This window comes from Devosia ginsengisoli (genome assembly GCF_024707105.1).
In the GTDB taxonomy this organism is placed as follows: domain Bacteria; phylum Pseudomonadota; class Alphaproteobacteria; order Rhizobiales; family Devosiaceae; genus Devosia; species Devosia ginsengisoli_A.
In genome coordinates this window covers 537,920-563,694 of the sequence record NZ_JANQAJ010000011.1, presented here as the reverse complement: position 1 = coordinate 563,694, position 25,775 = coordinate 537,920, and the positions used below count along the sequence as shown (strand labels likewise).

Annotated in this window: 21 protein-coding genes, 1 tRNA gene and 1 pseudogene; 12 read left to right on the top strand and 11 right to left on the bottom strand. The window is 63.7% G+C overall.

What is annotated here, in order from left to right; all coding sequences use genetic code 11:
* Window positions 1-8 precede the first annotated feature (8 nt).
* The 3 genes from NVV79_RS16780 to NVV79_RS16770 form a co-directional block, all read right to left on the bottom strand.
* A complete protein-coding gene (locus NVV79_RS16780) occupies window positions 9-821 on the bottom strand; it encodes a carbohydrate ABC transporter permease (RefSeq protein WP_303991541.1) in 813 nt (270 codons plus the stop codon).
* A complete protein-coding gene (locus NVV79_RS16775) occupies window positions 818-1,708 on the bottom strand; it encodes a carbohydrate ABC transporter permease (protein ID WP_303991539.1) in 891 nt (296 codons plus the stop codon). The genes NVV79_RS16780 and NVV79_RS16775 overlap by 4 nt, the downstream gene beginning before the upstream one ends.
* Window positions 1,709-1,777: 69 nt before the next feature.
* Window positions 1,778-3,049 carry an ABC transporter substrate-binding protein gene (locus tag NVV79_RS16770; protein ID WP_303991537.1) on the bottom strand — a complete coding sequence of 424 codons (1,272 nt, stop codon included), beginning with the start codon at window positions 3,047-3,049 and terminating at the stop codon, window positions 1,778-1,780.
* A gap of 108 nt (window positions 3,050-3,157) precedes the next feature.
* Here NVV79_RS16770 and NVV79_RS16765 point away from each other — a divergent pair.
* From NVV79_RS16765 to NVV79_RS16745, 5 genes and pseudogenes are all read left to right on the top strand, one after another.
* A pseudogene (locus NVV79_RS16765) lies at window positions 3,158-4,071 on the top strand (helix-turn-helix domain-containing protein).
* A 3-nt stretch (window positions 4,072-4,074) separates the two neighbouring features.
* On the top strand, window positions 4,075-6,171 hold the full coding sequence (locus NVV79_RS16760; RefSeq protein WP_303991536.1) for a CHASE2 domain-containing protein: 2,097 nt from the start codon (window positions 4,075-4,077) through the stop codon (window positions 6,169-6,171).
* Window positions 6,172-6,255: 84 nt separating this feature from the next.
* Entirely contained in the window at window positions 6,256-7,101 is an 846-nt protein-coding gene (locus NVV79_RS16755; protein WP_303991535.1) for an N-formylglutamate amidohydrolase, read from the top strand.
* The gene (locus NVV79_RS16750) at window positions 7,098-8,951 is read left to right on the top strand and encodes a flavohemoglobin expression-modulating QEGLA motif protein (RefSeq protein ID WP_303991534.1); all 1,854 of its coding nucleotides are present in this window, start codon (window positions 7,098-7,100) and stop codon (window positions 8,949-8,951) included. Before NVV79_RS16755 ends, NVV79_RS16750 begins: the two co-directional genes overlap by 4 nt.
* 12 nt (window positions 8,952-8,963) lie before the next feature.
* Window positions 8,964-10,010, top strand: a complete 1,047-nt coding sequence (locus NVV79_RS16745) for a glutathione synthetase (RefSeq protein WP_303991533.1) — start codon at window positions 8,964-8,966, stop codon at window positions 10,008-10,010.
* Window positions 10,011-10,212: 202 nt separating this feature from the next.
* On the opposite strand, the gene NVV79_RS16740 is transcribed toward NVV79_RS16745, so the two are convergent.
* Together NVV79_RS16740 and NVV79_RS16735 are read right to left on the bottom strand one after the other, a co-directional pair.
* The gene (locus tag NVV79_RS16740; RefSeq protein ID WP_303991531.1) at window positions 10,213-12,105 is read right to left on the bottom strand and encodes a bifunctional sugar phosphate isomerase/epimerase/4-hydroxyphenylpyruvate dioxygenase family protein; all 1,893 of its coding nucleotides are present in this window, start codon (window positions 12,103-12,105) and stop codon (window positions 10,213-10,215) included.
* A gap of 398 nt (window positions 12,106-12,503) precedes the next feature.
* A complete protein-coding gene (locus NVV79_RS16735) occupies window positions 12,504-13,190 on the bottom strand; it encodes a TetR/AcrR family transcriptional regulator (RefSeq protein WP_303991529.1) in 687 nt (228 codons plus the stop codon).
* Between the two features lie 200 nt (window positions 13,191-13,390).
* Between NVV79_RS16735 and NVV79_RS16730 the strand changes: the two genes are divergently transcribed.
* Window positions 13,391-14,257: a shikimate dehydrogenase gene (locus NVV79_RS16730; RefSeq protein WP_303992735.1), complete on the top strand. Its 867-nt coding sequence runs from the start codon at window positions 13,391-13,393 to the stop codon at window positions 14,255-14,257.
* Here the strand turns inward: NVV79_RS16730 and NVV79_RS16725 are convergent.
* Window positions 14,254-14,925, bottom strand: coding sequence for a GntR family transcriptional regulator (locus tag NVV79_RS16725; protein ID WP_303991528.1), 672 nt, complete (start codon window positions 14,923-14,925; stop codon window positions 14,254-14,256). The genes NVV79_RS16730 and NVV79_RS16725 overlap by 4 nt on opposite strands.
* Window positions 14,926-15,170: 245 nt before the next feature.
* Between NVV79_RS16725 and NVV79_RS16720 the strand changes: the two genes are divergently transcribed.
* From NVV79_RS16720 to NVV79_RS16695, 6 genes are all read left to right on the top strand, one after another.
* Window positions 15,171-16,151: a sialic acid TRAP transporter substrate-binding protein SiaP gene (locus NVV79_RS16720; protein ID WP_303991527.1), complete on the top strand. Its 981-nt coding sequence runs from the start codon at window positions 15,171-15,173 to the stop codon at window positions 16,149-16,151.
* Between the two features lie 77 nt (window positions 16,152-16,228).
* Window positions 16,229-16,747 (top strand): TRAP transporter small permease, encoded by a 519-nt coding sequence (locus NVV79_RS16715; protein WP_303991525.1) that lies wholly within the window; start codon window positions 16,229-16,231, stop codon window positions 16,745-16,747.
* The gene (locus tag NVV79_RS16710; protein ID WP_303991523.1) at window positions 16,744-18,054 is read left to right on the top strand and encodes a TRAP transporter large permease; all 1,311 of its coding nucleotides are present in this window, start codon (window positions 16,744-16,746) and stop codon (window positions 18,052-18,054) included. The genes NVV79_RS16715 and NVV79_RS16710 overlap by 4 nt, the downstream gene beginning before the upstream one ends.
* Entirely contained in the window at window positions 18,051-18,488 is a 438-nt protein-coding gene (locus NVV79_RS16705) for a type II 3-dehydroquinate dehydratase (RefSeq protein ID WP_303991522.1), read from the top strand. The genes NVV79_RS16710 and NVV79_RS16705 overlap by 4 nt, the downstream gene beginning before the upstream one ends.
* A 92-nt stretch (window positions 18,489-18,580) precedes the next feature.
* Window positions 18,581-18,657: transfer RNA gene (locus tag NVV79_RS16700), tRNA-Pro, on the top strand.
* 66 nt (window positions 18,658-18,723) lie between these two features.
* On the top strand, window positions 18,724-19,695 hold the full coding sequence (locus NVV79_RS16695) for a phosphotransferase enzyme family protein (RefSeq protein WP_303991521.1): 972 nt from the start codon (window positions 18,724-18,726) through the stop codon (window positions 19,693-19,695).
* On the opposite strand, the gene NVV79_RS16690 is transcribed toward NVV79_RS16695, so the two are convergent.
* From NVV79_RS16690 to NVV79_RS16670, 5 genes are all read right to left on the bottom strand, one after another.
* Window positions 19,668-20,987: an O-antigen ligase gene (locus NVV79_RS16690; RefSeq protein ID WP_303991520.1), complete on the bottom strand. Its 1,320-nt coding sequence runs from the start codon at window positions 20,985-20,987 to the stop codon at window positions 19,668-19,670. The two genes, NVV79_RS16695 and NVV79_RS16690, sit on opposite strands and share 28 nt — an antisense overlap.
* A complete protein-coding gene (locus NVV79_RS16685) occupies window positions 20,984-22,438 on the bottom strand; it encodes a hypothetical protein (RefSeq protein WP_303991519.1) in 1,455 nt (484 codons plus the stop codon). Before NVV79_RS16685 ends, NVV79_RS16690 begins: the two co-directional genes overlap by 4 nt.
* 4 nt (window positions 22,439-22,442) lie before the next feature.
* Window positions 22,443-23,924, bottom strand: coding sequence for an undecaprenyl-phosphate glucose phosphotransferase (locus NVV79_RS16680; protein ID WP_303991518.1), 1,482 nt, complete (start codon window positions 23,922-23,924; stop codon window positions 22,443-22,445).
* Between the two features lie 110 nt (window positions 23,925-24,034).
* Complete coding sequence (locus NVV79_RS16675) at window positions 24,035-25,162, bottom strand: glycosyltransferase family 4 protein (RefSeq protein WP_303991516.1); 1,128 nt, start codon at window positions 25,160-25,162, stop codon at window positions 24,035-24,037.
* A complete protein-coding gene (locus NVV79_RS16670) occupies window positions 25,162-25,713 on the bottom strand; it encodes a polysaccharide biosynthesis/export family protein (RefSeq protein WP_303991515.1) in 552 nt (183 codons plus the stop codon). The genes NVV79_RS16675 and NVV79_RS16670 overlap by 1 nt, the downstream gene beginning before the upstream one ends.
* Between the last annotated feature and the right edge of the window lie 62 nt (window positions 25,714-25,775).

Here is a 25,775-nt window from a genome sequence, read left to right as displayed (position 1 = left end):
CATGTCCCTCATTTGACGGCCCCCAGCATGCCCTGCACGAACTGGCGCTGCAGGACGAAGAAAATGACGAGGGTTGGAAGCGTTGCGAGCACGGTCGTCAGCAGGATGACGCCGTAATCGGGTGTGTAGGCGGCCGTGAGCGCCGAGATCACCAGCGTGATGGTCTTGTTTTCCGGCGTCTGCAGCACGATGAGCGGCCAGAGATAGTTGTTCCAGGCGTTCATGAACACGATGATCGTGGCGGCTGCATAGGTGGAGCGCATGGTCGGCATGTAGACGAAGAGAAAGATCTGCCATTCCTTGAGTCCGTCGACCCGCGCCGCATCGCGCAGCTCGCTCGGAAAGGCCTTCGTCGCCTGGCGGAAGTAGAACAGGATGAAGATCGAGGCGATGGTGGGCAGGATGACCGCGGTGAAGGTGTTGGTCAGTTGTGCCCGCGAGATCATGACGAAAAGCGGCACCATCAGCGCGGCAAACGGGATCGACAGGAACAGCAGCAGGAGCTGGAAGATTCTTTCGCGCACCCGCGAGCGGAAAATCTCGAAGCCGTAGCCGGCCAGCGATGAGACGGCGAGTGTCAGGATGGTCGACACGATGGCGATCAGGAACGAGTTCCCGAAGACGCGCCAGAGATCGACCTGCGACAGCAGGGTCTGGAAATTGACCACAAGATTGCTGCCCGGAGTCATCTTGCCGGTGATGATTTCGGTCGATTTGTTGGTGGCGCCGACCGCCATCCAGAAGAAGGGGAAAACCGACAGGAACGCGGCCAGCGACAGGAACAGATAGACCCCCGTCCGCCGCAGCATGTAAAGGCTCATGCCCCCCTCCTGCGGTCGCGGGCGATCATGAACTGGATGATGCTGAGCACGGCGACAATGGCGACGATGACCCAGGAGACCGTGGCCGAATAGCCGAAGCTGGGCATCATGCGGAAGGTGAGGTTGTAGATATACATCGACAGGGTCATCGTGCCGTTGCCCGGCCCGCCCTGCGTGATGTTGTTGATCTCGTCGAACAGTTGCAGCGTGCCGATGGTCGACAGGATCGTGGTGAACAGGATCACCGGCTTCAGCATCGGCACGGTGATGTTCCAGAACCGCGCCCAGCCGGGAATGCCGTCGATGCGGGCGGCTTCATAGATCGACTTGTCGACGTTCTGCAGCGCCGCCAGGTAGAAGATCATGTTGTAGCCGGTCCACCGCCAGGTGATGGCGGAGATGATGACCACCTTGGCCCAGAACGGATCGGTGAGCCACGGAATGGGTGCGCTGACCAGATGCAGCGACATGAGGGCCTGGTTGATGATGCCGTCGTTGGAAAACATCGACTTGAACAGGCTGGAATAGGCGATCAGCGAGGTCACGCAGGGCAGGAACAGGATGGTCCGGAACAGGCCGCGGAAGCGCAGTGTCGCATCGTTGAGCGCCACTGCGAACAGCAGCGCCAGAACGATCATGATCGGCACCTGGATGATGAAGAAGATGATGGTGTTGGTCAGCGCCTGCACCAGCAGGGCGTCATTGGCCAGCCGCTGGATATTGGCCAGGCCCCCGAAGGAGAAATTGTTGCCGCGCCCGACCTGAAAGCTCATCCAGAGCGACCACAGGATGGGATAGATCATGAAGATGCCCAGCAGTACCAGTGCCGGCATCACGAATGCCCAGCCGTTGATCTGCTCGTTACGGTCCAAACGGGTCTGCGCCATGCCCCCTCCGATCAAATGCAATGGTTCCAGCGGATCGGGGCGGGCCGGAGCCCGCCCCATTGTTGGAAATTACTGCATCTGCTGGCGCAACTGGGCGTCGATGGCCTGCAGGGCCTGGTCGATATCGCCGCCATTGGCGATATTGGGCAGTTGTGCCCGCACGGCCAGGCGTGCTTCGGGCGTGAAGGTGCCGTAGTCGACCGCTGGCACCTGGGCCAGCCAGTCCGAGAAGTTCTGCCAGACCGGCTCGTCGTTGAAGAACGGGTCGCTGGCCTTGTAGGCATCGCCGTCACGAGCGGCCAGGAGCGAGCCTACGGCGCCCTGGTTCACCAGGATGCCCTGGTAGAAATCGACATCCTCGGCCCAGACGGTCTTGAGGAAGTCGATGGCTTCGTCCTGATGCTCGGAGGAGGCCAGCACGTACCAGCTCGAGCCGCCATTGTTGGAATAGTGGGTCGCGCCATCGACGCCGTCGAGCGCGGGAAGTGGCGCCACACGCCACTTGCCGGCCTGGTCGGGCATGGACTTGATGGTGCCGGTGATCCAGACGCCCTGTGGCACCATGGCCACCTCGCCCGAGGTGAAGGCGCCGGTATAGCCCGTCCAGTCCGAAACCGGCTTGATGAGGCCCGACTGGGCCATTGCCTGGAAGGTTTCCAGCGAAGCCTTGAGCGCCGGATTGTCGATGATGTTCGGCTCGTTGCCGTCCTTGAGGTACCACTGGCCGGTGGACTGCATCATCATGATGATCTGGCCGTCATCATTGTAGTCCATGTCGATGAGCTGGTGCCCGGTCTTTTCCAGTACGTCCTTGCCGATCTCGATCAGGCGGTTCCAGGTGATGTCCTGGACGTCTTCGGGCTTGTAGCCGGCTTCTTCCAGATAGTCGGAGCGGTAGAACAGTCCGGTCACGCCGGAGTCGAAGGGCAGGGAATAGGATTTCCCCTCATAGGTCGCGGCCGCCACCTTGTAGTCGGCGAATTTCGACATGTCGATGGAATCGGAAAGCGGCACGAAGGAGCCGGGAAAGGACTGCAGGAAGCGCTGGATATTGTCGTCCTGGATCAGCACGATATCGGGCAGGCCATCGGAAACGCCGGCAAGCAGTTGGGTCTGCAGCTTCTGGTTGATCTCGTCCTGGCTGACATTGTTGATGTTGAAGGTCGTGTCCGGGTGCGCTGCGGTGTAGCGCGCGCCGGCATCTGCCATGGCCGGAATGTTGAAATTGGGGTCCCAGCACCAGACCGTCAGTTCGGCGGCGGCAGCGGCGACGCTGGCCATGCTGATACCGGTGAGGGCGATAGCGAGCGTGCGGGTCCACCGCATGACATTGCGAGTCATAGTCTTAGTCCTCCCTTTTCGTTTGCTCTTCCTCTGAGCGCTACCTAAGCTATCTGTCTGGCACGTGGCGTCCCTCACAATGGGCATGCGGAGTTGGCGGAAAGTAAGATGACTGAAAGGGCTTATTACGAACCGGGGACCAATGGCGTAGAGCGCCTGCCGACGGAAATGAACATGTTCCATACCTCGCCGCTCCTGATGCGGTCGGCGCATTGGCATGCTCAGGTCGAGGTCAACTACATCGTGCGCGGCTGGGCGCATTACCGCATGAGCGGCCATCAGGTTCGCTTCAATGCCGGAGACATGGCCCTGTTCTGGGGGGTCTGCCGCATTGCCTGGACGACGCTTCCGACGACCTCATCTATGCCGGCGGGCACCTGCCGCTGGTGCATTTCTTCCGCCTGCGCCTGCCGCAGAACGTGCAATCGCGGCTGATGCAGGGGGCGACGCTGATCACCCAGGCGACCGATGCTGCCGACCCCTACAATTTCGCCCGCTGGAACGAATATGCCCGCTCGGGCGACCCGATGAAGGCAGGCATGGCGGTGGACGAACTGCTGCTGCGCATCGAGCGCGTCCGTTTCGAGCCCTATGCGCTGCTGCCCGGCCCGGAAGCCGTGGTGAAGGCGGTGGACGGGCTGGACCACCATTCCTCGCCCATCGTGGTGCGCATCTGCGATTTCATCGCCGACAATTTCCGCGAGGAAATCGATTCGACCGACATTGCTCTGGCCGCCGACATCCATCCGAAATACGCGATGAACGTGTTCAAGAAGTCGACCGGCATGACGCTGAACGATTATGTGAACCTCATGCGGCTCAGTTACGCCCAGGCCTTGCTAATGCAAGACGATGCGAATGTGCTGCAGGTAGCGATGGATAGCGGCTTTGGTTCACTCAGTGCATTCAACAAGTCGTTCCGCAAGATCGCCGGCATGTCGCCGTCCGATTTCCGCCGCGACCTGCGCTGCCGGCCCAGCGTGCCCCTGGCCCGCGCCCTGTCCTCTGCACCGATGAACTGAGCCATGCTGACGCGGCGGCTGGCGGCACTGTTGTTTGGCGCCGCGGTCGTCATTGCGCTGATCCTGCTGCGCGCCGCCGATCCCTATGCCGTGCGCGTGGCGCGCGAAACCACCTTCGATGCCTTCCAGCAGATCAGGCCGCGCCCCGCGCCGGTGGACCTGCCGGTCCGCATCATCGATATCGATGAAGCCTCGCTGGCCGCCATCGGCCAATGGCCCTGGTCGCGGAACGACATGGCCACGATTGCCAGCCGGCTGACCGAGCTGGGCGCCGCCGCCATCGCCTTTGATATCCTGTTTTCCGAACCCGATCGGCTGTCGCCCTCGTCCATTACCGGCAGTGGCGAGGACTACGATGCCCAATTCGCCGATGCCTTGACGACAGGCCCCTCGATCCTGGTGATGAGCCGGGCCGTGGCCGGAAGCGCGGCGCCGGCGCCTAAGGCCGGCTTTGCCATGACTGGCGCGGATATACTGCCCAGCCTGCCGACGCTTGACGGCGTCGCCGCACCGCTGCCGGTCCTGGCCGAGGCGGCCACGGGACTGGGCGTAGCGAGCCTCGACCGCGAAGGGGCAGGGGTGGCGCGGCGCCTGCCGTTGCTCTGGTCCAACGGCACGGCGCCAGTGCCGACGCTGGCGGTGGAGGCTCTGCGCGTGGCGCAGGGTGCTTCGACCCTGGTCGTGCTGGGGGATTCCGCCGGGGCCGGGACGGTCACCGGCCTGCGCGTCGGCCAGTTCGAGGTGCCGACCGGCCCGAGCGGCGATATGTGGCTTTACTATCGGGACCTGCCGGCTTCGACCTATGTCCCGGCCGCGCAACTGCTGGGCGCGGATTATGCCGGACTGGCCCCACTGCTGTCGGGCCATATCGTGCTGGTCGGCGCCTCGGCGGCCGGTCTGCTCGATATACGCGCCGGTGCCTTGGGCGAAGCCGTGCCGGGGGTTTCCATCCACTTGCAGGCGCTGGAGCAGATGCTGACCGGCACTTTCCTGCACCGGGCCGACTGGGTCGGCGGGTTGGAACTGCTGATCATCGCTGTGAGCGGGCTGGCGGTGGTGCTGGTCCTGCTGCTGACCGGGCCTCTGGTGGGGCTGCTGTTTTCGCTGGCGATCGCGGCCGTGGCGACGGCCGGAAGCTGGCTGGCTTTCAGCCAGTTCGGCCTCCTGCTCGACCCGAGCTTTGCCTTGTTCGCCGCGCTGGTGACCTATGCCGCCATGGCCTTTTTCCGCTTCGCCGTGACCGACGCCGACAAGCGCCGCATCCGCCGGGCCTTCGCCCACTATGTCGAGCCGGCTTTGCTGACCCAGATCGAAGCCAATGCGGGCCTGCTCAAGCTGGGTGGCGACGTGCGTGAAATGACGGTGATGTTTTCCGATGTGCGCAATTTCACCGCGCTCAGCGAACGCACCGCGCCGGCCGAACTGGTCGCCATGCTGAACCGGCTGTTCGCCGGGCTCGGCGCGGCCATCGTGGCCCATCACGGCACGATCGACAAATTCATGGGCGACGCCATCATGGCCTTCTGGAACGCCCCAGTCGACGTGCCGCGCCATGCCCGCCATGCCTGCGAGGCAGCTTTGGACATGCGGACGGCCCTGCGCGTGCTCAACGCGCAGCAGGCCGAGCCCGTCGCCATCGGCATCGGCATTTCCACCGGCCCTGCTCTGGTGGGCAATATGGGTTTCGAAGCCCGCTTCGACTATTCCTGCATCGGCGATACGGTGAATGTGGCCAGCCGGCTGGAAGGCGCCTGCCGGCGTGTTGGCTACGACATTCTGGTCACCGCGGAAACCCGCGCCGCTGCGTCCGAACTGGCTTTTCTCGCCGCCGGTTCCGTCGTGCTCAAGGGCATCAGCCAGCCCGAGCCGATCCACCTGCTGGTGGGTGATGCGGATCTGGCGAATTCCGAAGCATTCCAGTCGCTCGCCGCCGCGCATGACGCCCTGTTGGCCGCCTGGGCCGATGGCGCGGATGCGGAGGCGCTGCTGACGCGCTGCCAGGACATGGCAGGGACCATCGATATCAGGCTTGTCGAATTCTACGAAGCCGGCCTCACACGCAGCGAAGACTTCCGCATAGCGCAGCCCGCCAACGCCTGACGCGTCGCAGTTCGGGAACTGCCATCGCCGATGGCCCGTTACTGTGGCGTCGCCCGTTCTCGGGCCCCAAGGCAAAAGCGTCCAATGACTTACACCCCGTCGCATATCTCGCCGAGCGCCAGTGATCTCACTGCCGCGATCGACAGAAACGCCCTCTGGTCCGTCGACCGGGCGGCCTCGCCGCTGATCGGTACCGCCATCCACAATGGCCATGCCCTGCGCGACGAAGTGGCCGCCATCATGGGCCTCGATGCCGCCGGACGCCTGCGTGAGGAAGACCCTTTCACCGCCTACGCCGTGCGCGACGTCCCCAACCGCATCATCTTTCATCGCTCGCGCTTCGAGATCGACCTCAACCGCGATGCCGAAGGCGCTGTCTATCTGCGCCCGGAGCAGGCCTGGGGCCTCGATATCTGGGCGCAGCGGCCCGAAGACGCGCTGGTCAAGCGCTCGCTGGACGTTCACGCGGCCTATTACGCGATGCTGCACCAGATGCTGTCCGCCATAGCGGCGGAGCACGGCCAATTCGTGCTGCTCGACATCCACAGCTACAACCATCGCCGCAATGGTCCCGACGGCGATCCGACGCCGGAAGCCGACGCGCCGCAGATCAATATCGGTACGATCTCCATGGATCGCGCCCGCTGGGCCCATGTCGTCGATCCCTTCATGGAAAGCCTGCGCGGCTTCTCCTTCCGCGGCCAACCGATGGATGTGCGCGAAAACATCGCCTTTGAGGGCAGGGGCGAGCAGACTCGCTTCGTCCATGCCAATTTCCCCGATAGCGGCTGCGCCATCGCCATCGAGTTCAAGAAATTCTTCATGGACGAGTGGACCGGCGAGCCGGATATCGAGGCGCTGGAAGCCATGCGCGCCATGATCACCGCGTCGCTGCCCGTGCTGCTGGACAGTCTCAAGGCGTCCGCATGACGACGGCCGATGACAAGCTGCTGGCCGAGTTCGCCAAGGCGCTGGAGGCTGGCGAGCCCATTCGCCGCGATTTCGGTCGGGGCGAGCGGCTGCATATCGACCGGCCTCTGCCATTCCTCGCCGTGCATGTCGGGCGCCGTCGCGAACCGGCCGCGCTGGATGTCGTCACTGCCAATTCGTCCTACCTGCTGGTCCGCAATCTCGGCACGGCCACTGATATCATCAAGCTGGTCGCCGAGGCGATGACGGCGCGGTTCGGCGCCTTTATCCTGCTCGATATCGGCGAGCTGGCGCGCGACCTGTTGGCCAGCGACGCCGACTATCTGCCGCCCTTCGAAATGAGCGTGTCGGCCTCGGGCAATGGCCCGATCAAGCAGGCATTGCTGGCCTTTTCGGCCGCGGCCGAACAGGCCGAGGCAAAATATCGGGCGCCCCAGATCGCCCGGCCAAAAATCGCCGACGATCCGGCCGCGAAGCTGGCCCGTCAATTGCCCGGCCTGGCCTCGTTGACGGTGCGTTTTGCGCCCATCTACCGGGTGCCGGAATCGGACGCGGTCTATCCCGAGCTGCTCGAGCGGCTGGTCGCCAATATCGTCGATGCCGGCCTGCGCGCGGTCGCCACCTTTGTCGATGCTACCGGGAGCCTGGCCCTCTCGTCCCACCGCGCCCTCGGGCGCCGGGCCTTCGTCGATGCGGTGACCCGCGCCGACCGTTCCATCGACGATGTAGCGCAATCCTTCGATTTCCTGCTCGCCGTGACGCCGATCAATGCCTTGGCGGTCCGGGCTGAATTCGCCGAAAATGGCGGCGAGCGCGCGCCCCGCTTTCTCTACCGCCCGCTCACCATCGATATATCTAGGCAGAAAAAGGCGCTGTTCTCCATCGCACTGGATCATTTCGAAGACCCGGTGCTGACCACACTCTATCGCGAGAAGCAACAGGAGCTCGACCTGCAATTGTCGCTGCTCGCCGCCCGCGAAACGCCGCGCTATGTCGAATTCGGCCGGGCGCTCTATGGGCCGGTCGAGGCCAGCCTGCTCAAGGCCGCGACCGACATTCTCGCCGAAACGAAACCCGGCCGCGGCAAGCGCCGGGGCGATGGCGACGATGCCGACGTGGCCTTCGTGGAGCGCCGCGCCCGCGCGATGATCAAGACCTATGCCGGCGATTATGGCGGCTTTTCCGCCAGTGTCGAACTGCGCGACGACCTGCCCTCGGGCCTGATGGTATCAGGCGGGCGGCTGCTGATTTCGCGCAATACGACCATGGCGCGCCAGCGCGTCGAAGCCCTGCTGAGCCACGAAGTCGGCGTGCATCTGCTGACCTATTTCAATGGCTCCGCCCAGGGTCTGCGCCTCTTCCGCTCGGGCCTCGCCGGTTATGAGGGCGTGCAGGAGGGGCTGGCCGTGCTGGCCGAATATCTCGTCGGCGGCATGACCATTGCCCGGCTGCGGCTCATCGGGGCGCGCGTCGTCGCCTGCGCCGACATGCTCGACGGCGCCAGCTTCGTCGAATGCTATCGCCGACTGGTGCGTGAGTTCGGCTTTTCGGATGCCACGGCGTTCAACCTGGCCCTGCGCGTCTATCGCGGCGGCGGCCTGCCCAAGGACGCGGTTTATCTCCGCGGCCTGCTCGAAGTGCTCGCCCATCTGCGGGCCGGCGGCTCGCTCGATCCATTCTGGATGGGCAAGATATCAGCCACCCATTTCGGCGTCATGCAGGAGCTCAATACCCGCGGCCTGCTCAAGGCGCCGCGCCTGCTGCCCCAGTTTCTCTCTCATCCCCAGGCCGATAAGCGGCTCAAGGCGGCTTATGCCGGCATTACCCCCCTGGAAATGTCGGCCAATTAGGAGCGTCACCCCATGCGCATTGCATTTCTCGTCAATTCGATCGACGGCGAAACAGCCAACTACTCCACCACCCACCTGGCCCTGGCCGCGCTCACCCGCGGCCATGACATCTGCTACCTGACCCCCGGCGACTTCGTGCTGCGGCCCGACGACAGCCTGTCGGTGCGCGCCCTGACCTTGCCGGCGAGCAATTACAAGAAGGCCGAAACCCTGTTCAAGGATTTGCAGGGCAAGGAAACCAAGGTCGAGACGCTTGATGTCTCCGAGATCGACATCCTGCTGCTGCGCAACGACCCCTCAGAGGATTCGGCCGACCGCCCCTGGGCAGCCCATGTCGGCGCCGTCTTCGGACGCCTGGCCGCCGCGCGCGGCGTCATCGTGCTCAACGATCCCGATGGTCTCGCCCGGGCGCAGAACAAGCTCTATTTCCAGGATTTTCCGGCCTCGGTGCGTCCCGAAACGCTGATCGCGAAAAGTCTCGATGAAATCCGCAGCTTCATCGAACAGCAGAAAAAGGGCGTCATCCTCAAGCCTCTGCAGGGTTCGGGCGGCAAGAATGTCTTCAAGATCGCCTCGCCCAAGGAATCCAACATCAAGCAGATTTTCGAGGCGGTGAGCGAGGAGGGCTATCTGATCGCCCAGAGCTTCATGCCCGAGGCATCGGAAGGCGACGTGCGCTTCTTCCTGATGAATGGCCAGCCCCTGCAGCGCGAGGGTAAATTCGCGGCCTTCCGCCGCGCGCCCGCCAAGGGCGAAATCCGCTCCAACATCCATGCCGGCGGCAGCGCCGAGGCCATCGAGGTCACAGACACCATGCTGACCATCGCCGAAACCGTGCGACCCAAGCTGATCCAGGACGGCATGTTCCTCGTCGGCCTAGACATCGTTGGCGACAAGCTGCTGGAGATCAACGTCTTCACCCCGGGCGGACTCAACAATCTCAGCCAGATGTACGAAGTCGATTTCCCCATGAGCGTCATCGAAGCGCTCGAGCGGAAACTGGAGATCAGGAACGGCTATCGCGGCGCCCTGAGCAACCGCGAACTGGCCACGCTGTAGCTATCGATTTCTTCCTCAGCGCCCGGGCTTCTTCCCCTTCTCCCCTTGAGGGAGAAGGTGCCCGAAGGGCGGATGAGGGGTGTCGAGCCATCCACGAGCACTGAAGCATGAGCGAGCGCGGCACCCCTCACCCGGTTCTTCCGCTGAACGCGGAAGAACCACCCTCTCCCTCAAGGGGAGAGGGGCGACGAAGCGAAATGACCTACTGCCGCGGCATGGTGGCGGGCGGCAGGCTGCGCTTCTGTGCGGCGATGCGGAAGGGCGCATTGACCGCGCCATAGCCGCGGTAGTCGCCCGCCCGCTGCACCACTTCGAAGAAAAAGCCTTCGCCCACATTGGTCGAATAGAGCTGGAAGAATTCCCCGCCGGCATCGCGGTCGTAGAGGATATTGGCCGCCCGCAGCCGCTCGATCAGCTCGGTCGCGAGGCCGTGACGCGCCTGTAGGTCGCTGTAGTAATTGGGCGAAATCTCCAGCGTCTTCATGCCATTGCTCCGCAAGGCATCGGCAGTGGCGAAAATATCGTCGCTGGCGAAAGCCAGGTGCTGGATGCTGGAACCGAAGGTTTCAGCGATGAAATGCCCCGCCAGCGTGCGGTGGCTCTCCGCGCCATTGAGCGTCAGCCGCAGCGAGCCCGCTGCGTTCTCGATGATCTGGCTGCGCACCAGCCCCGATGGGTCCACCACATCGACCATTGGGCTTTTCTCGGCCACGAAGATGGACCGATAGAATAGGATCCAGGTCAGCATCTCCTCGTAATTCATGGTCTGCGCCACATGATCGACTCGTCGCAATCCGGCCTCCCGGCCCGGATCGGGGTCGCTCACAGGCTCGAATTCGATATCCCAGACCCGCCCCAGCGGACTCTTCTCATCGAGAAAATAGATCACTCCGCCACCAATGCCGCGAATGGCCGGGATACTGAGCTGGTCCGGCCCGACGCGCTGGCTGAATAGCTGCGCCCCCAAAGCCCGCGCGCGATCCACCGTGGCCGCTGCGTCATCCACCATCAGCCCCAACGCATAGGCCGATGTGCCATGCATAAGATAGGCCGAATGGGCCAGCCCCTCGCGTTCGGTATTGACGACGATATTGATCTCGCCCTGCGTGAACCGTTCCACCGCCTTGCTCTTGTGCCGCCCGGTCAGCCGGAAGCCGAGCCGGCGCAGATGGCCCGCCAGCGCCTGCGCCTCGGCCTCGTCGGCCGCGAATTCGACAAAGGCCACGCCATGCACATCGACGCGCGGCGGCAGCACGGGCACATTGATGGCGATGTCCGGTTCGCTGTTGCGCACCTGATCCATCAGGTAGACCAGCGAGCGATGCCCGTCCGCCGCAATGGTGCGGGGCGAGCCGGAGCGGAACTGGTCGTTGAAGATTTCCAGCGAAATCGGGCCACTATAGCCCGTAGCGGCCACCGCCCGCATGAAGCCAGTCACATCGAGGTCCCCTTCGCCCGGCATATTGCGGAAATGGCGGCTCCAATAGAGCAGGTCCATGTCGATGCGCGGCGCATCGGCCAGTTGCACGATGAAAATCCTGTCGCCGGGGATGGAACGGATCGAATCGGCATCGATCCCGCGCGCCAGCGTGTGAAAACTGTCGAGGATGATGCCGATACTAGGATGATCCGCCCGCCGCACGATCTCCCAGGCGTCGCGATGGTCATTCACATGCCGCCCCCAGGCCAGCGCCTCATAGCCGACCCGCAGCTTGCGTCGGGCTGCGCGCTCGCCCAGTTCGCGCAGGTCGGCCGCCGCCCGATCGATGCCGCCCAAAGCCAGCGGCGACACGCTGGAACAGACCAGCATGAGCTCGGTCCCCAGTTCGCCCATCAGGTCGAACTTGCGCTCCGCCCGCTCGAAGGCCTGGCTCCGCTGCGGCTCAGGCAAGCCCTCGAAATCGCGGAACGGCTGGAACAGGGTGATATCAAGCCCGAGGTCCGCCACCATCGCTGCCACGTCGCGCGGCGAGCGGTCATAGGCCAGGAAGTCGTTCTCGAAAATCTCCACCCCATCGAAGCCTGCCGCCGCAATGGCCTCCAGCTTCTCCCGCAGATCGCCGCTGATCGACACGGTCGCAATCGAGGTTTTCAAGGCGCAGCCTCCCGTTTGCGACAAAGAGTACGAACTAGTTAGTACATTTGCAAGGGGGGTGACGGCTGGTGGAAGTGGCACTATCCCACCCCCCGATGTCACCCCGGCCTTGAGCCGGACCCATCCTGAGATCGCGCCACAGCCGCAAGGTGGATCGCATGTCCACCGAGTGCGCGTCAGTATCTCAGGATGGATCCCCGCTTTCGCGGGGATGACATGGTGGTTGGGGCACCATCCCACCCGCCCACCAGCCGGATTCCTCCCCCTTTCAGGGGGAGGTTAGGGAGGGGGTACTCTTCCCTTCCTTCCGGGGAGGCAAGCGCCTCGCCACCATCGCTCTATCCACGAGCGGCACCGAACCAACGAAAACCGCACCGCAGGCAGCGCTTCGGCGCGCCTCACACCCCGCCCAGCTTCTCCGCCTTCACCACGAACCGCAGCACCATCTCCACCGTCTGCCGGCGCAGCGATTCCTGATAGGCCGGGCTCCCCACATCCTTGCCAAAGATCTTGGAGAACGTCGCCCGGTTGGAGACGTTGAAGAAGCACAGCGCGCTGATCTGCCAGTGGATTTCCAGCGGATCGAGCCCGGCACGGAACAGGCCGTCCGCCAGCCCTTTGGCATAGATCGCCTCGATATTGCCGATGGCCGTGACATTGAGGTCGCGGATCACCCCGCTTCGCTCGAGGAATTCCCCATGGTGGATATTCTCGATCATCACCATGCGGATGAATTCCTCATGCTGGTGATGGTGGTCGAAGGTGAATTCCACCAGGCGCTTCAGCGCATCCAGCGGCGGCAGGCCCTCGATATCGAGCTTGGCCTCGCCCTCGCGCACCTGGCGGTAGGCGTTTTCGAGGGCGCTCACATAGAGCCCCTCCTTGCTGCCGAAATAATAGTAGATCATCCGCTTGCTGGAGCGAGTCTTGGCGGCAATTTCGTCGATACGGGCGCCTGAAAGGCCGTTGAGCGCAAATTCCTGCGCCGCCACTTCGATGATGTTCTGCCGCGTCCCTTCCGGGTCCTGAACGCGCGAAACTCCGTCCCGGGATTTGGTGCGGGATGTCGAAACTGGAGTGCTCATGCCGTCGTCGCCTTCCTCGGCGGCAATTGACTAAACTAACCAGTTCGTACATTTTGCCGCAAATCGCCTTGCAGCATTTATCCTTGTGCCGCGAGGGAAAGACAAGGCCGCCGCCGCTTTTCGCCGGCAGGCGGTCGCCAGGGAGACGCGTTTTGCCCATCGTCAGCAGCCAGTCCGCGCAGCCGCTTCGCGTCTCGGTCCTGCACAACCGTCTGCCGCGACCCACTGGCATCACGATCGGCCTGGTCGGAAGGGGCATCGCCGCCTCGCTCTCTCCGCTGATGCACGAACGGGAAGGCGCGCGGCAGGGGCTCGACTACCGCTACCACCTGATCGACTTCGATCGCCTTGGGCTGGACGATACCAGTCTGCCGGATATTCTGGCCGAAGCGCGCGACCTCGGCTTTGCCGGGCTCAACGTCACCTATCCCTTCAAGCAGGCGGTCCTGCTGCTGCTCGATGACCTGGCGCCTGACGCAGCCGCCATCGGCGCGGTCAATACCGTCGTGCTCGGCGGCGCGCGGACCGTAGGCCACAATACCGATTGCTGGGGTTTTGCCGAAAGCTTCCGGCGGGACTTGCCCGCTGTGGCGCGGGGCAGGGTGCTGCAACTCGGCTCCGGTGGCGCCGGCGCTGCCGTGTCCCAGGCCCTGTTGCAATGCGGTGTCAAACGGCTCGATATCTATGACACCGACGCACCGCGCGCCGAGGCCCTGGCCGAACGGCTGCGGCGCCTGCGCGGTGCCGACGTCCAGGCGGTGACGGAGGTGGCCGGTGCGGCAAAACAGGCCGACGGCATCGTCAACACCACCCCGGTCGGCATGATCCGGCATCCGGGCCTGCCCATTGATGACGCATTGATCGAAGCCCGGCACTGGGTGGCCGACGTGGTCTATTTCCCGCTGGAAACAGCCCTGATCCGTCACGCCCGCGCCCTCGGCTGCCCGGTACTGCCCGGCGGCGGCATGGCCGTCTATCAGGCGGTCCGGGCCTTCGAACTGTTCACCGGCCTCGCGCCGGACGCGGCGGCCATGGCCGAGACCTTCCGCGCGGCGGTGGCGGACTAGATCCGTCCCGTACTCAGCACGTAATCGACGCCGCTCCGGATATGGCTGGTCAGCTTGCCGACAATGCCCTCGGCATCGCGCCGCATGGCCAGGTCGAACAACGCGCGATGATCGTCCATCACTGCCGAGCCGCGGAAGCTGGCCGCCAGCATGTGGTAGCGGATGAAGCGGTCGAACACCGAGGCATGCAGGTCGAGCAGGGTGCGCGAGCCGCAGGCCGAGATCAGTGCATTGTGGAAGGCGAAGTCATAGTACACCCACTGCGCCGTGCGATCGATCTCGCCGGCCAGCAACTGCGCCTCGACCACCGACAGTTTGTGATGCGCCGCCACCACGCGCCCCTCCCAGTCGAGGTCGCCCGTTTCCAGCGACAGTCTTATGGCATGGCTTTCCAGCAGCAGGCGCAGGTCCGCCACCTCCCGCAGGTTCTCCGCCGTTGCCGGCGCCACCTCGAAACCACGCTGGCCCTCCGCCACGACGAAATTCTCGCTGGCCAGCCGGTTGAGGATTTCGCGCAGCGTGCTGACGCTGGCGCCATATTGCGTCTTGAGGGCGTCCAGCTTGAGTTTTATCCCCGGCCGCAAAACGCCCGCTACAATGTCGTCCCGAATGCGCCGGAAGGCGATATCGCCGATGCCTTCTTCCGCGAGCTGCTTGTCGTCTGCCAATGCCGCCTCCATTTCGGCCTTTCTACCCGGGAAGGCCGACAACGTCAAAGCGATGATAAAATCTCATATAAATTAAAAAACGCATGACAAATGAGGAAGGCGCAGCTAGTTTTCCACCGATCGGAAACGGCCATTGACTTGAACGAACTATTTCGTACATTGTGCATCGGGACGGAAACGACGGCGAAACAGCCGAGCGTCCGGTGAGGATGCCTGGATCACAGGCGACAAATGGGAGGATGACAATGCGTTTTGGATTCACGCGCCGCGCGGTGCTGCTTGGTGGCCTGATGCTGGCGGCCGCAATGCCCGCCATGGCTCAGGACAAGCCGGTGCTGCGGTTTTCGGCGGTGTTCTCGGCCGAGGATATCCGCGCCGAGATGATGGACCTGTTCGCCAGCCAGATCATCGAGGATTTCACCCTCGAGCCCTATTATGGCGGCAACCTGTTCAAGCAGGGCACCGAGCTGGTGGCCTTGCAGCGCGGGAACCTGGAAATGGGCAATATCGCCCCGCAGGACGTGTCCAACCAGATTCCGGCCTGGTCGGTGCTGACCTCGGCCTATCTGTTCCGTGACGCGGCCCACCTGCGCACCTTCTTCGACAGCGATGTCGGCGCCGAGTTCAAGCAGATGGCCGAAGACCAGCTCGGCATCCACATTCTGGGTCCGACCTATTTCGGCGCCCGCCAGGTTGGCCTGCGCGGCGACAAGAAGATCATGACGCCCGACGACATGACCGGCATCAAGCTGCGCATGCCCGGTGGCGATGCCTGGCAGTTCCTGGGCGAGGCGCTGGGCGCCAATCCCACGCCGATGGCCTATGCCGAGGTCTATACGGGCCTGCAGACGGGCGCCATCGATGGCCAGGACAATCCGCTGCCCAACGTCGAGAACATGAAGTTCTACGAAGTGATGAACCAGATCGTGCTGACCTCGCATCTGGTGGGCTATGACCTCCTGGTCATCTCGGGCGATGCCTGGAATGCCATGACGCCCGAACAGCAGGGCAAGGTACAGGCGGCCGCCACGGCAGCCATCGATTTCAGCCAGCAGGCTCACCTCGACCGCGAAGCCGAACTGCTCGAGCAATTCAAGACCGTGGGCCTCAACATCTATGAGCCGGACCTGGATGCCTTCCGCACTCATGCCCAGCAGATGTATCTGGAATCCGACCTAGCCAAGGACTGGCCGGAAGGCGTGATCGACCGCATCAACGCCCTCTAGACTTCCTCCGGACGGCGGCGGTAGCGGTTTTGCCGGTACCGCCGCATCCGGCGAGACCTCCGCCTCGGAGACTGCTGATGAATTCCCGACTTGCCGGCCTCGGCGCGTGGCTCTATGCGCGCGCTGAAAACATCCTCGCAGCCATGCTCGCCGTCATGTTTTCGGTGTTCATCCTGCAGATCGTCTTCCGCTACATCCTCAACCTGCCCATCGGTTGGACGCACGAAATCAGCGTCATCATGTGGCTGTGGATGGTCCTGTTCGGCACCGCCTTCGTGGTGCGCGACAGCGAGGAAATCCGCTTCGACATCGTCTATTCGGCGGTCAGCGACCGCTGGCGGCGGGCCATGGTGGTGGCGACGGCCATCACCCTCATCTTCTTCTTCGCCATCTCGCTGCCCGCGGTCATCGACTACGTGTTGTTTATGAAGGTCGAGAAGACCGCCTATCTCAAGATCCGGTTCGACTGGCTCTATTCCATCTACGCCATCTTCGCGGTGGCCACCATCGTCCGCCAGTTCTGGCTCGGTTGCCAGGCCATCTGGGGCAAGGGCCCCGAAGCGTTCGATCCGACCAAGGCGAGCTCCGGCATATGATCCTCTCCACCGCTTTCACCCTCGCCCTCGGGCTGATCATCGCGCTGTCGGTGTTCGGCCTGCCCATGGGCCTCTCCATGATCTGCGCTTCCGTGCTCTACCTGCTGATGCGCGGGCAGGACATGGGCATCGTCGCCGAGCAGTTCCTCAACGGCATGTATTCCAACTACATCATGCTGGCCGTGCCGCTCTTCATCCTCGCTGCCGAGATCATGAATTCGGGCACCCTGTCCGAGCGCCTGCTGCGCTGGTGCGACGCCGTTGTCGGCCGCTTCCGGGGCGGGCTGGCCCAGGTCAATATCCTGCAATCCATCGTCTTCGCCGGCATGTCCGGCTCGGCCATCGCCGATGCCGCCGGCTCGGGCAAGATGATGCAGCACATGATGACGCAGGATAACAAGTATACGCCCAGCTTCGCCGCCGCGCTGACCGCCGTCACCGCCGTCATCGGGCCGATCATCCCGCCCTCCATTCCCATGGTGCTCTATGCGCTGATAGCCGATGCCTCCATCGGCTACCTGTTCCTGGCCGGCGTCGTGCCGGGCCTGCTGATGGCCGGCGTCATGATGGTCCAGGTCGCGGTCACTGCCCGCACGCGCAACTTCCCCGTCGAAAAGCCGGTGCCGCTGCGCCAACTGCCGAAGATGACCTGGCATGCTTTGCCGGTGCTCTTCATGCCCATCGTCTTGATGTACGGCATCTATGGCGGCATCACCACGCCGACCGAGGCTGCTGCCGTCGCCGCCTTCTATGCGCTGGTCGTCTCCATCGTCGTCTATCGCAGCGTCAAGCTGCCCGATCTCTACGCGGCGCTGCTGACATCAGCCAAGACCACCGCCTCCATCGGCATGCTGATCGCCGGCGCGCTGGTGTTCAACTATGTCGTCACCATAGAGAACATCCCGCACAGCCTCAGCGCCATTCTGCTCTCCTGGGACCTCAACCCGATCACCTTCCTGATCGCGGTCAATATCCTGCTGCTGATCCTGGGCTGCGTGCTCGAAGGCACCACCATCCTGCTGGTCATCGTGCCGGTGCTGATCCCCACCGCCTCGGCGCTGGGCATCGACATGGTGCATTTCGGCGTGGTCGTGGTTGTCAATATCATGCTGGGCCTGGTGACGCCGCCCTATGGCCTGCTGCTCTTCATCATGACGCGCATATCCGGCGCGCCGATGAAGGCCATTGTCGGCGATGTCCTGCCCTTCCTCGGCGGGTTGGTGCTGGCGCTGATCCTCTTCACCTTCGTGCCCGAAACGGTGCTCTGGCTGCCCCGAATGTTCGGCTATGGCGGGGCAGGGCTGTGAAACCGATCTATGTCCTCAACGGCCCCAACCTCAATCGGTTGGGCAAGCGCGAACCGTCCATCTACGGCACCACCACATTGGCCGAGGTCGAGCAGATCTGCCGCGCCACCGCCGGCGACCGGCCTATCACCTTCCACCAGACCAACAGCGAGGAAAAGCTGATCGATCTTGTGCACGAGGCCATCGACGAGGGCGCCGGCATCATCATCAATCCCGCCGCCTTCACCTTCACCTCGCTGGCGCTCCTGGACGCCCTCAAGATGTTCGAGGGCCCCGTCATCGAGTTCCACATCTCCAACATCCACAAGCGCGAGCCGATCTACCACCGCTCCTACGTCTCCATGCGCGCCGATGCCGTCATGGCCGGCCTGGGCGCCCGCGGCTACGCCACCGCCGTCACGGCCATGCTGGCAATGTTGGCCGAGCGCATCTAGGGTGCGTTCGGCGTTGAATTTTCCGTTTGTGCCATTTCGGGCAAAATCGCCTCTTGCCTCTGATGCCCAGCTTGTCTATGTCACGGGCCAGTCGGGGCGTAGCGCAGCCTGGTAGCGCATTTGTCTGGGGGACAAAGGGTCGTCGGTTCAAATCCGGCCGCTCCGACCATTCTCACTTTCGCAGAGCTTGCGCCGCCCGGCATCGGCGCGGCGCTGCCGGTCTGGAGCCTTGCAGATGCCGCTGACGGCGCGCGAAATAGAGCCCGTACTGGCATGCTGGGATGAAGTCGAAGGCGCGGCAGCCCGACTCATCAACCACTCCGAAAACCACACCTTTCAGCTCGATACCCCGGCACGCGGCAGTTTCACCCTGCGCATCCATCGCGCCGGCTACCAGTCCCGCGGCTCGATCGAGAGCGAACTGGCCTGGCTGCAGGCCCTGCGGCAGGATACCTCGCTCCCCATTCCCGAGCCGGTTCCCGGCCGCGACGGCCAGGCGCTGCAGCTTTTCGACACGGGTGATGGCGAACGCCTGGCCGTGCTGTTCCGCCATATCCCCGGCAGCGAGCCGCAGCCCGAGGGCAAGCTGGACGACCTGTTCGTCACGCTCGGCACCTATGCCGCCACCATGCACAACCACGTCACGACCTGGCAGCGTCCGCCGGGCTTCGAGCGCCAGGTCTGGCAGGCCGCCACCATTCTGGATTCGGATGGCCTGTGGGGCGACTGGCGCATTGCGCCCGGCGTCAATCGCGACAACAGGCCCGTGCTCGACCGGCTGGATTCGGCGCTCTGGCTGCGCCTGGCCGCCTATGGCACCAGCCCCGACCGCTACGGGCTGATCCATGCCGATATGCGCCTGGGCAACCTGCTGGTCGACGGCGACAAGGTCACGCTGATCGATTTCGACGATTGCGGCTTCTGCTGGTTCGCCTACGACTTTGCCGCCGCCATCTCGTTCCACGAGACCAGCCCGGCCATTCCTGTCCTCAAGGCCGCCTGGCTCAATGGCTACCAGTCCGTGCGCCAGCTCGCTGCCGAAGACATTGCCGCCATCGACGCCATGGTCATGCTGCGTCGCATGGCGCTCCTGGCCTGGATCGGCTCGCATGCCGAAACGAACCTCGCCCAGCAGCATATGGAAGGCTTCGCCGACGGCACGGCGCGGCTCGCCGAACGCTACCTGCGCGGCGCCCTCTGGCCCTGAGCAACCCGTGGTCGCACAGTCGCCACGCTCGCCCGCTGTTTGGGGCGTGGGGCTGTTTCGCTCTGCTTTGCGTAAAAGCCGGGGTTGAACACGTTCAGGCCCCATACCAGACCATAGAACAGCCATGAGTGCCGCCAATGCTCGCCCTCATGCAGTGTCGAACAGAAGACGATGCCGACAAGTGAGATCAGCAGCGCGATGGTGATTTCGTTTTTCGTCCGCCGGTAGTTTCGGAACGACACGACAATGCTGCCGATGGCGAGCGTGACATAGCTCAGGCCGCCGCCCCAGCCATAGTTGACGAACGAACTCAGCCAGATGTTGTGGATCGGCTCGGGGAAGATTTTCTCCAACTGCAACACCCCCACGCCGATGGGGTTCTGCATGATCATCGGCAGCACCAGCAGATAGCGGTGATATCGCCCTTCCTCGCCAAGGTCGTAGGACTTGGCGAAGGTAAGCCGGTCCAGCAGCTTTTCGGTGAATTCAGCCGAGGTGAGGCTGGCAAAGGCGAACAGCAGGATGCCGGTCACCAGCAGGCCGCCGATGATCATCATCAGTCGGCGCGGGCTCCTGCGATTGTGGAAGAAGATATAGGCAAACATGCAGAACATCGACGCGACCACGGCGATGCGCGAGAACGACAGCAGGATGCCAAGCAGGACAATGGCCAGCGCGCCGCTGAGCAGTATCCGGCTGCCCTGGCCGCGGGACAGGAAATAGGCGCAGAACACCACGGCCGGAATCAGGAACGAGCCATACATGTTGGGATCGTCGATCAGGCCCTTGGCCCGCCCGTCCCATGTCAGCAGTTCCATCTGGGTCAGGAAGCCGATCGTGCCGAGGATCGAGGCGATGACGCAGGAGAAGATGTAGACCCGCATGAAGGTCTCGAAATGCTGCCGGCTCCAGCTCATCGACACGAAGGCGGCGATGATGCCGATCGAGATGGCGAAGGTCTTGGCCAGCAGCTCGAAGGTGACGAATTCCTCGTCCAGATGCGGCAGCGAAGCGATGAAATAGGACAGCGCCCATCCACCCAGCAGCAGCGCCAGGAACAGCGCCCGGCGCGTCACCTCCATCTTGGGAAAGAGTGTCATATAGACGAAGGTGATCAGGAAGGACGCGATATAGAGCATATCGACCGGCGAGGGCCGCATCAGCGTATAGTTCATGGCCACCACGGCGACCAGGAACATCAGGTTGCGCGTCGAAAACAGGGCAAATCTCAGGCCGGAGAGACTGACTCCCGTACTCTGCATGCCGCTGCCGGTGTTCACATCCGTGCTCATGGCGTCAGTCCGTATCCAAGCAGGAATTCCCTGGAGCCAAGGCCTTCGCAATCGTCCGCGCTCGAAGCGAAATGCGTTTGCGCCGCCTCATCGACGCAGCGATAGACCGGCACCGTTCCCGGTTGCGCCCCCGCATAGAGCCAGCCGGCGGTGCGCTCCCGCGCATAGCCCGCGGCCTGGCAGGTTCCGTCTTCGGCAAGCAGGTGGTCCAGGTGGCCGGGCAGGGTGCTGGCGCATTCGGCAAATTTGACGCTCGCCGCGCCTTCGGGCGCGCGGGTCAGCATATAGGCCACGATTTTGTCGCGGCGGTAGGACTGCCGGTCGCCGGTCAGCGGACCGCTGGAGGTCACATAGAGCCCCCGGTCCGGATCGGACCATCGGGTCAGCGCCATTCCGGCCTGGACCGCCACCGGTTCATCCTGCACCGTCAGCGACACGTCCTGAAAAACCAGGTAGCGGCTTTCGAAGCCCCGGCCTTGCGGCACATAGATATAGGTCAGCAGAAAGTGCGAATCGACGACATTGCTGCCGTCTTCGGGATTCATGATCGTCGCATAGGCAACGAGGTCGGTGTCCGCCGGACGGTTCCAGTCGGAGCCGTCAATGGTGAGCAGCGGCTCGGCCAGATCGGTGAATGTCAGCTTGTCCCGCGATAGCGACAGCCGCACCCCGCCGAACCACGGATCGGTTGCCACGGCCGCAACCAGGCCCTGTTCCCTGAGGTAACCCGCCCCGGTCCCGACGAAGCCGATATCGGTGGCCCTGCCGCCCAGGCCCGGTTCGCTCCAGCCGCCCTCGTAATATTTATGCCAGTCCGTCGGGGCGCTTGCCGGCGCCCGGGTCACGATGGTCTGCCAGTCGGAATTCCGCAGGCAATAGCCATAGAGATAGCCATCGAAGCCATCGACCATCGTGCAGTCGCCTTCGCCGGTAACGCCGTCCTGCCGGGCCAGGTCCGTCCCGGTGATGACGGTCCCCAGGTCCGTCCAGGTCAGGCCCTCGTCCGCAGAGCGCGCAATGGCCATCGACTTCTCGGTGCGTCCCTGGTCGTAGTCGCAGTCGCGTTCCTGGTGCACGAAGCCGAGAATGCTGCCTTCGGAACGCGTCAGCGAGGTCAGCCAGCGACCGCAGTCATTGACGCTTCCGGGTCCGCCCGCCTGCAGCACATCGCGCCGCTGGCCCCCCATATCCTGCAGCGTCGGACCATCCACGGCATAGGTCGATCCATTGGCGCTGAAGCCGCGAAATGTGCCGTCGGGCAGTTTCAGCGCCGTGAAGGTGGCGTCCAGCTCGTCGGGGAAGGGGCCTCGGATGACGATGGGCGTTCCGACCCGCACCTCGACGCAGTCGATGCAGATATCATCCATGGCGCGTGCCGGCCCACTGGCCGACATCCCCAGGACGGTCAGGGCGATGACGCCTGTAACACCGAGCGTGGCAGGTCCGGTCATGCGATCAATACGCGTTTTCAGTAGAGAACAGCCGGATCGGCGTCATGAACAGGATGTAGATATCGAACAGGATCGACCAGTGTTCGATATAGTAGAGGTCGTGGTTCACGCGCTGCATGATCTTGTCGATCGTGTCGGTTTCCCCGCGCCAGCCATTGATCTGGGCCCAGCCTGTCATGCCCGGTTTGACGCGATGGCGGGCGAAATAGCCTTCCACCGCCTCGTAATAGAGCAGGTTGTCGGCCTTGGCCTGCAGCGCATGCGGGCGCGGTCCGACAACGGAGAGCTCGCCCCTGAATACGTTGAACAGTTGCGGCAGCTCGTCGATCGAGGTCTTGCGGATAAAGCGTCCGACGCGAGTGACGCGCGGGTCACCCTTGGTGACCTGCTTGACCGCATCGTGGTCCAGCGTCTCGATCCGCATCGAGCGGAACTTGTAGATCTTGATCAGCTCATTGTTGAAGCCGTGCCGGGTCTGCATGAAGAACACCGGACCCTTGCTTTCGAGCTTGATGGCGATCGCCGTCGCGATCATCACCGGCGACAGCAGGATCAGCGCCGTCAGTGCCACCACCTTGTCGAACACCCATTTGAAGACGAGGTTCCAGTCCGAGATCGGCCGGTCGGCCATGTCGAACACGGCGATGTCGCCGACATAGGAATAGGCCTTGTTGGTGAATTTGAGCTTGCTCATATGCGCCGACAGGCGAATATCGACAGGCAGCACCCAGAGCTGGGTCAGCATGTCCAGCACGCGCTTTTCCGCCGACAGCGGCATCGACACCAGCACTAGGTCGACCGGTGTGCGCCGGGCGAATTCGATGAGGTCGGCCACCTTGCCCAGCTTGGCATAGCCCGCGACCACATCGGGCGAGCGGTCGTCGATCCGGTCGTCGAACAGCCCCAGCAGCAATATGTCATTGCTGGCACTGGCCCGGATCTGCTCGATCAACACTTCGGCATCCTTGCCGCCGCCGACGATCACGGTGCGGCGGCGCAGCCGTCCGGCCGCCGTCCAGTGCTGCACTAGCGCCCGCAGGCCCAGGCGGAACGCAATCAGCAGCGCCGCCCCGCCGACATACCAACTGATCAGCCAGACCCGCGAGAACAGGTCTCCCGCCTTGAAAAAGAAGATGCCGACCGTCAGCAGCGTCATTACCAGCGTCCAGCCGATCAGCATGCGGCCGATCTGGTTGAACACGGTGCGGTAAGCCGCGATGCGATGGGTACGCGCCGCGTTGAACAGCACATTGGCCAGCAGGCACGAGGCCAGGATCACCGGGACATAGAAGGTCGGCTGCCCCGGCTCCACGTAATATTCGTAGATGCCATAGCCCAGCACTGCCAGCAGCACGGCTTCCACGACCTGCGCCACCCCGACGACAACAGCACCGGAAATGCCGCGCTCTACCGGGGCCGCGATAATGGCCTCGGCCTGATCCGAAAGCCGGTGCCGCGCTTCGCCTGCGGCACTCTGTTTGGACACGTGCTCCAGCACAGCCTGCTTGGGATCAACTCGATACATGGGACGCTACCGGAACAGAACTCTCCCGGTATTGTCGGTCCAAGGGGTTTATATCAGGTGAAGTTGAAGCCTCAACCTCGCGCCAATACGGTCCGGTAGAGCGCCTCGATAGCGTCGGTCATCGTGGCCAGCGAAAACCGGCTTTCGATATGGGCGAGCCGCGTCAGCATCTCCACCTCCGCCGCGCCGGGATCGTCCAGCACCCGTTGCATCGCCGCACCCAGGGCAGCGGCATCGCCGGCCGGCACCAGGCTGGCCGCTGTCGGCCCGAAAATCTCGGGAATGCCGCCGACATTGGTGGTGATGACAGGCAGTCGCGCCGCCGCCGCTTCCAGCACCACATAGGGCAGGGATTCGGCCAGCGACGGCACCACGGCGATGCGCCCTTTGGCAAAGGTCGGCCGCGCCGGCTGCGCGCCCAGCAGCGAGATGCGCTCGCTCAGCCCCAGCCGGGCGATTTGTGCTTCGAACTCGCTCCGGCTAGGCCCGTCGCCCGCCATCACCAGATTGGCCGGCGTTCCGTCGGCCCGTTTCACATCGACCAGTGCTTCGGCCAGCACGTGAATGCCCTTGAGTTCCCGCAATTCGCCGACAAACACGAAATCCGCCGCATCCGGCTCCGGTGTCACCGGAACGAACTCGTCCGGCGCCAACCCGTTATGGATGACCTCGGTGGGGCAGGTGGGGGCGCCGATCAATGCCGAATACGTGGTCTGCGCATAAACGCTCTCGAACACGATCGCCCCGGTCCGCGCCATCAGCCCGCGCTCCAGCCAGTGGAACGCCCGGCCGGACAGCGATGACCTGGAAAAATGCAGCACCCCGCCATGCGGCGTATAGAGCGCCACCGCCTTGCCGCCCCCCAGCAGCGCCAGCCTGGCGTAGAACCCGCCCTTGGCCCCGTGTCCATGCATCACGTCGATATCGAGCGTCCGGGCCAGTTGCCGCACCGCGAACGGCGTCTTGAGATCACCCCTGCCCAGCACGCGCGGCATGGCGAAGCGGTGGATGCCCAGGCTCGCATGCGGCAGCAATTCGGCCAGCTTGCCTTCGGTCTGCGCGTCATTGGCGAGGCTGTCGACCACCAGGCCCACAGCGTGGCCATTGGCCGCCAGCACCCGCGTCAGGTCCGCCACATGGCGGAAAAGTCCTCCCACCGGCGCCCGCATGACCTGCAGGATACGCAGCGGCGCGGCCATCAGAACCAGCGTTCGAGAATGACGATCGTGTCACCCGGCGAGATGGGGAAATCGAGATCGACATCGCCCTTGACCATCTCGTTGCCCTGCCGGCGGTAGACCACGGCGCGGTTGCGGTCCGCCGTATCGGAAAAACCGCCCGACGTGCTGATCGCGGCCCGCACGGTCATGCCGTAGACATATTGGAACTGCCCGGCATTCTGGATTTCGCCCTGGATGAAGAAGGGCCGGTATTCCGCCACTTCCACCGCCACGTCGGGGTTGCGCATATAGCCATTGGCCAGCGCCGCGGCCAGCCGGCCGGCCGCCGTGGCCGTGGTGACGCCGCGTACCTGCACAGACCCAACCAGCGGAAAGGCGATCGCCCCGCTGTCGTCGACCCGGTAGGTATCGCTCAGTTCCGCGTCGCCATAGACGGTCACCCGCACCGTATCGCCGGTATCGAGCTGATAGGGCCCCTTGGTCTCGACCAGATAGGTCGCCGGCCGCGTGGTGGCGCAGGCGCTCAATGGCAGCATCAAGGCGATCGTGAGAATGGGCAGCCAGCGCATGAGAATCTCGGACAGGTCGATATGCGAGGCTTATGTCGCGCCATCGTGGTTAATAAATCCCT

Coding starts and splice junctions, on each gene's coding strand:
- NVV79_RS16780 (WP_303991541.1), bottom strand. CDS start 821: ATGAGCCTTTACATGCTGCGGCGGACGGGGGTCTATCTGTTCCTGTCG.
- NVV79_RS16775 (WP_303991539.1), bottom strand. CDS start 1,708: ATGGCGCAGACCCGTTTGGACCGTAACGAGCAGATCAACGGCTGGGCA.
- NVV79_RS16770 (WP_303991537.1), bottom strand. CDS start 3,049: ATGACTCGCAATGTCATGCGGTGGACCCGCACGCTCGCTATCGCCCTC.
- NVV79_RS16760 (WP_303991536.1), top strand. CDS start 4,075: ATGCTGACGCGGCGGCTGGCGGCACTGTTGTTTGGCGCCGCGGTCGTC.
- NVV79_RS16755 (WP_303991535.1), top strand. CDS start 6,256: ATGACTTACACCCCGTCGCATATCTCGCCGAGCGCCAGTGATCTCACT.
- NVV79_RS16750 (WP_303991534.1), top strand. CDS start 7,098: ATGACGACGGCCGATGACAAGCTGCTGGCCGAGTTCGCCAAGGCGCTG.
- NVV79_RS16745 (WP_303991533.1), top strand. CDS start 8,964: ATGCGCATTGCATTTCTCGTCAATTCGATCGACGGCGAAACAGCCAAC.
- NVV79_RS16735 (WP_303991529.1), bottom strand. CDS start 13,190: ATGAGCACTCCAGTTTCGACATCCCGCACCAAATCCCGGGACGGAGTT.
- NVV79_RS16720 (WP_303991527.1), top strand. CDS start 15,171: ATGCGTTTTGGATTCACGCGCCGCGCGGTGCTGCTTGGTGGCCTGATG.
- NVV79_RS16715 (WP_303991525.1), top strand. CDS start 16,229: ATGAATTCCCGACTTGCCGGCCTCGGCGCGTGGCTCTATGCGCGCGCT.
- NVV79_RS16710 (WP_303991523.1), top strand. CDS start 16,744: ATGATCCTCTCCACCGCTTTCACCCTCGCCCTCGGGCTGATCATCGCG.
- NVV79_RS16695 (WP_303991521.1), top strand. CDS start 18,724: ATGCCGCTGACGGCGCGCGAAATAGAGCCCGTACTGGCATGCTGGGAT.
- NVV79_RS16690 (WP_303991520.1), bottom strand. CDS start 20,987: ATGAGCACGGATGTGAACACCGGCAGCGGCATGCAGAGTACGGGAGTC.
- NVV79_RS16685 (WP_303991519.1), bottom strand. CDS start 22,438: ATGACCGGACCTGCCACGCTCGGTGTTACAGGCGTCATCGCCCTGACC.
- NVV79_RS16675 (WP_303991516.1), bottom strand. CDS start 25,162: ATGGCCGCGCCGCTGCGTATCCTGCAGGTCATGCGGGCGCCGGTGGGA.
- NVV79_RS16670 (WP_303991515.1), bottom strand. CDS start 25,713: ATGCGCTGGCTGCCCATTCTCACGATCGCCTTGATGCTGCCATTGAGC.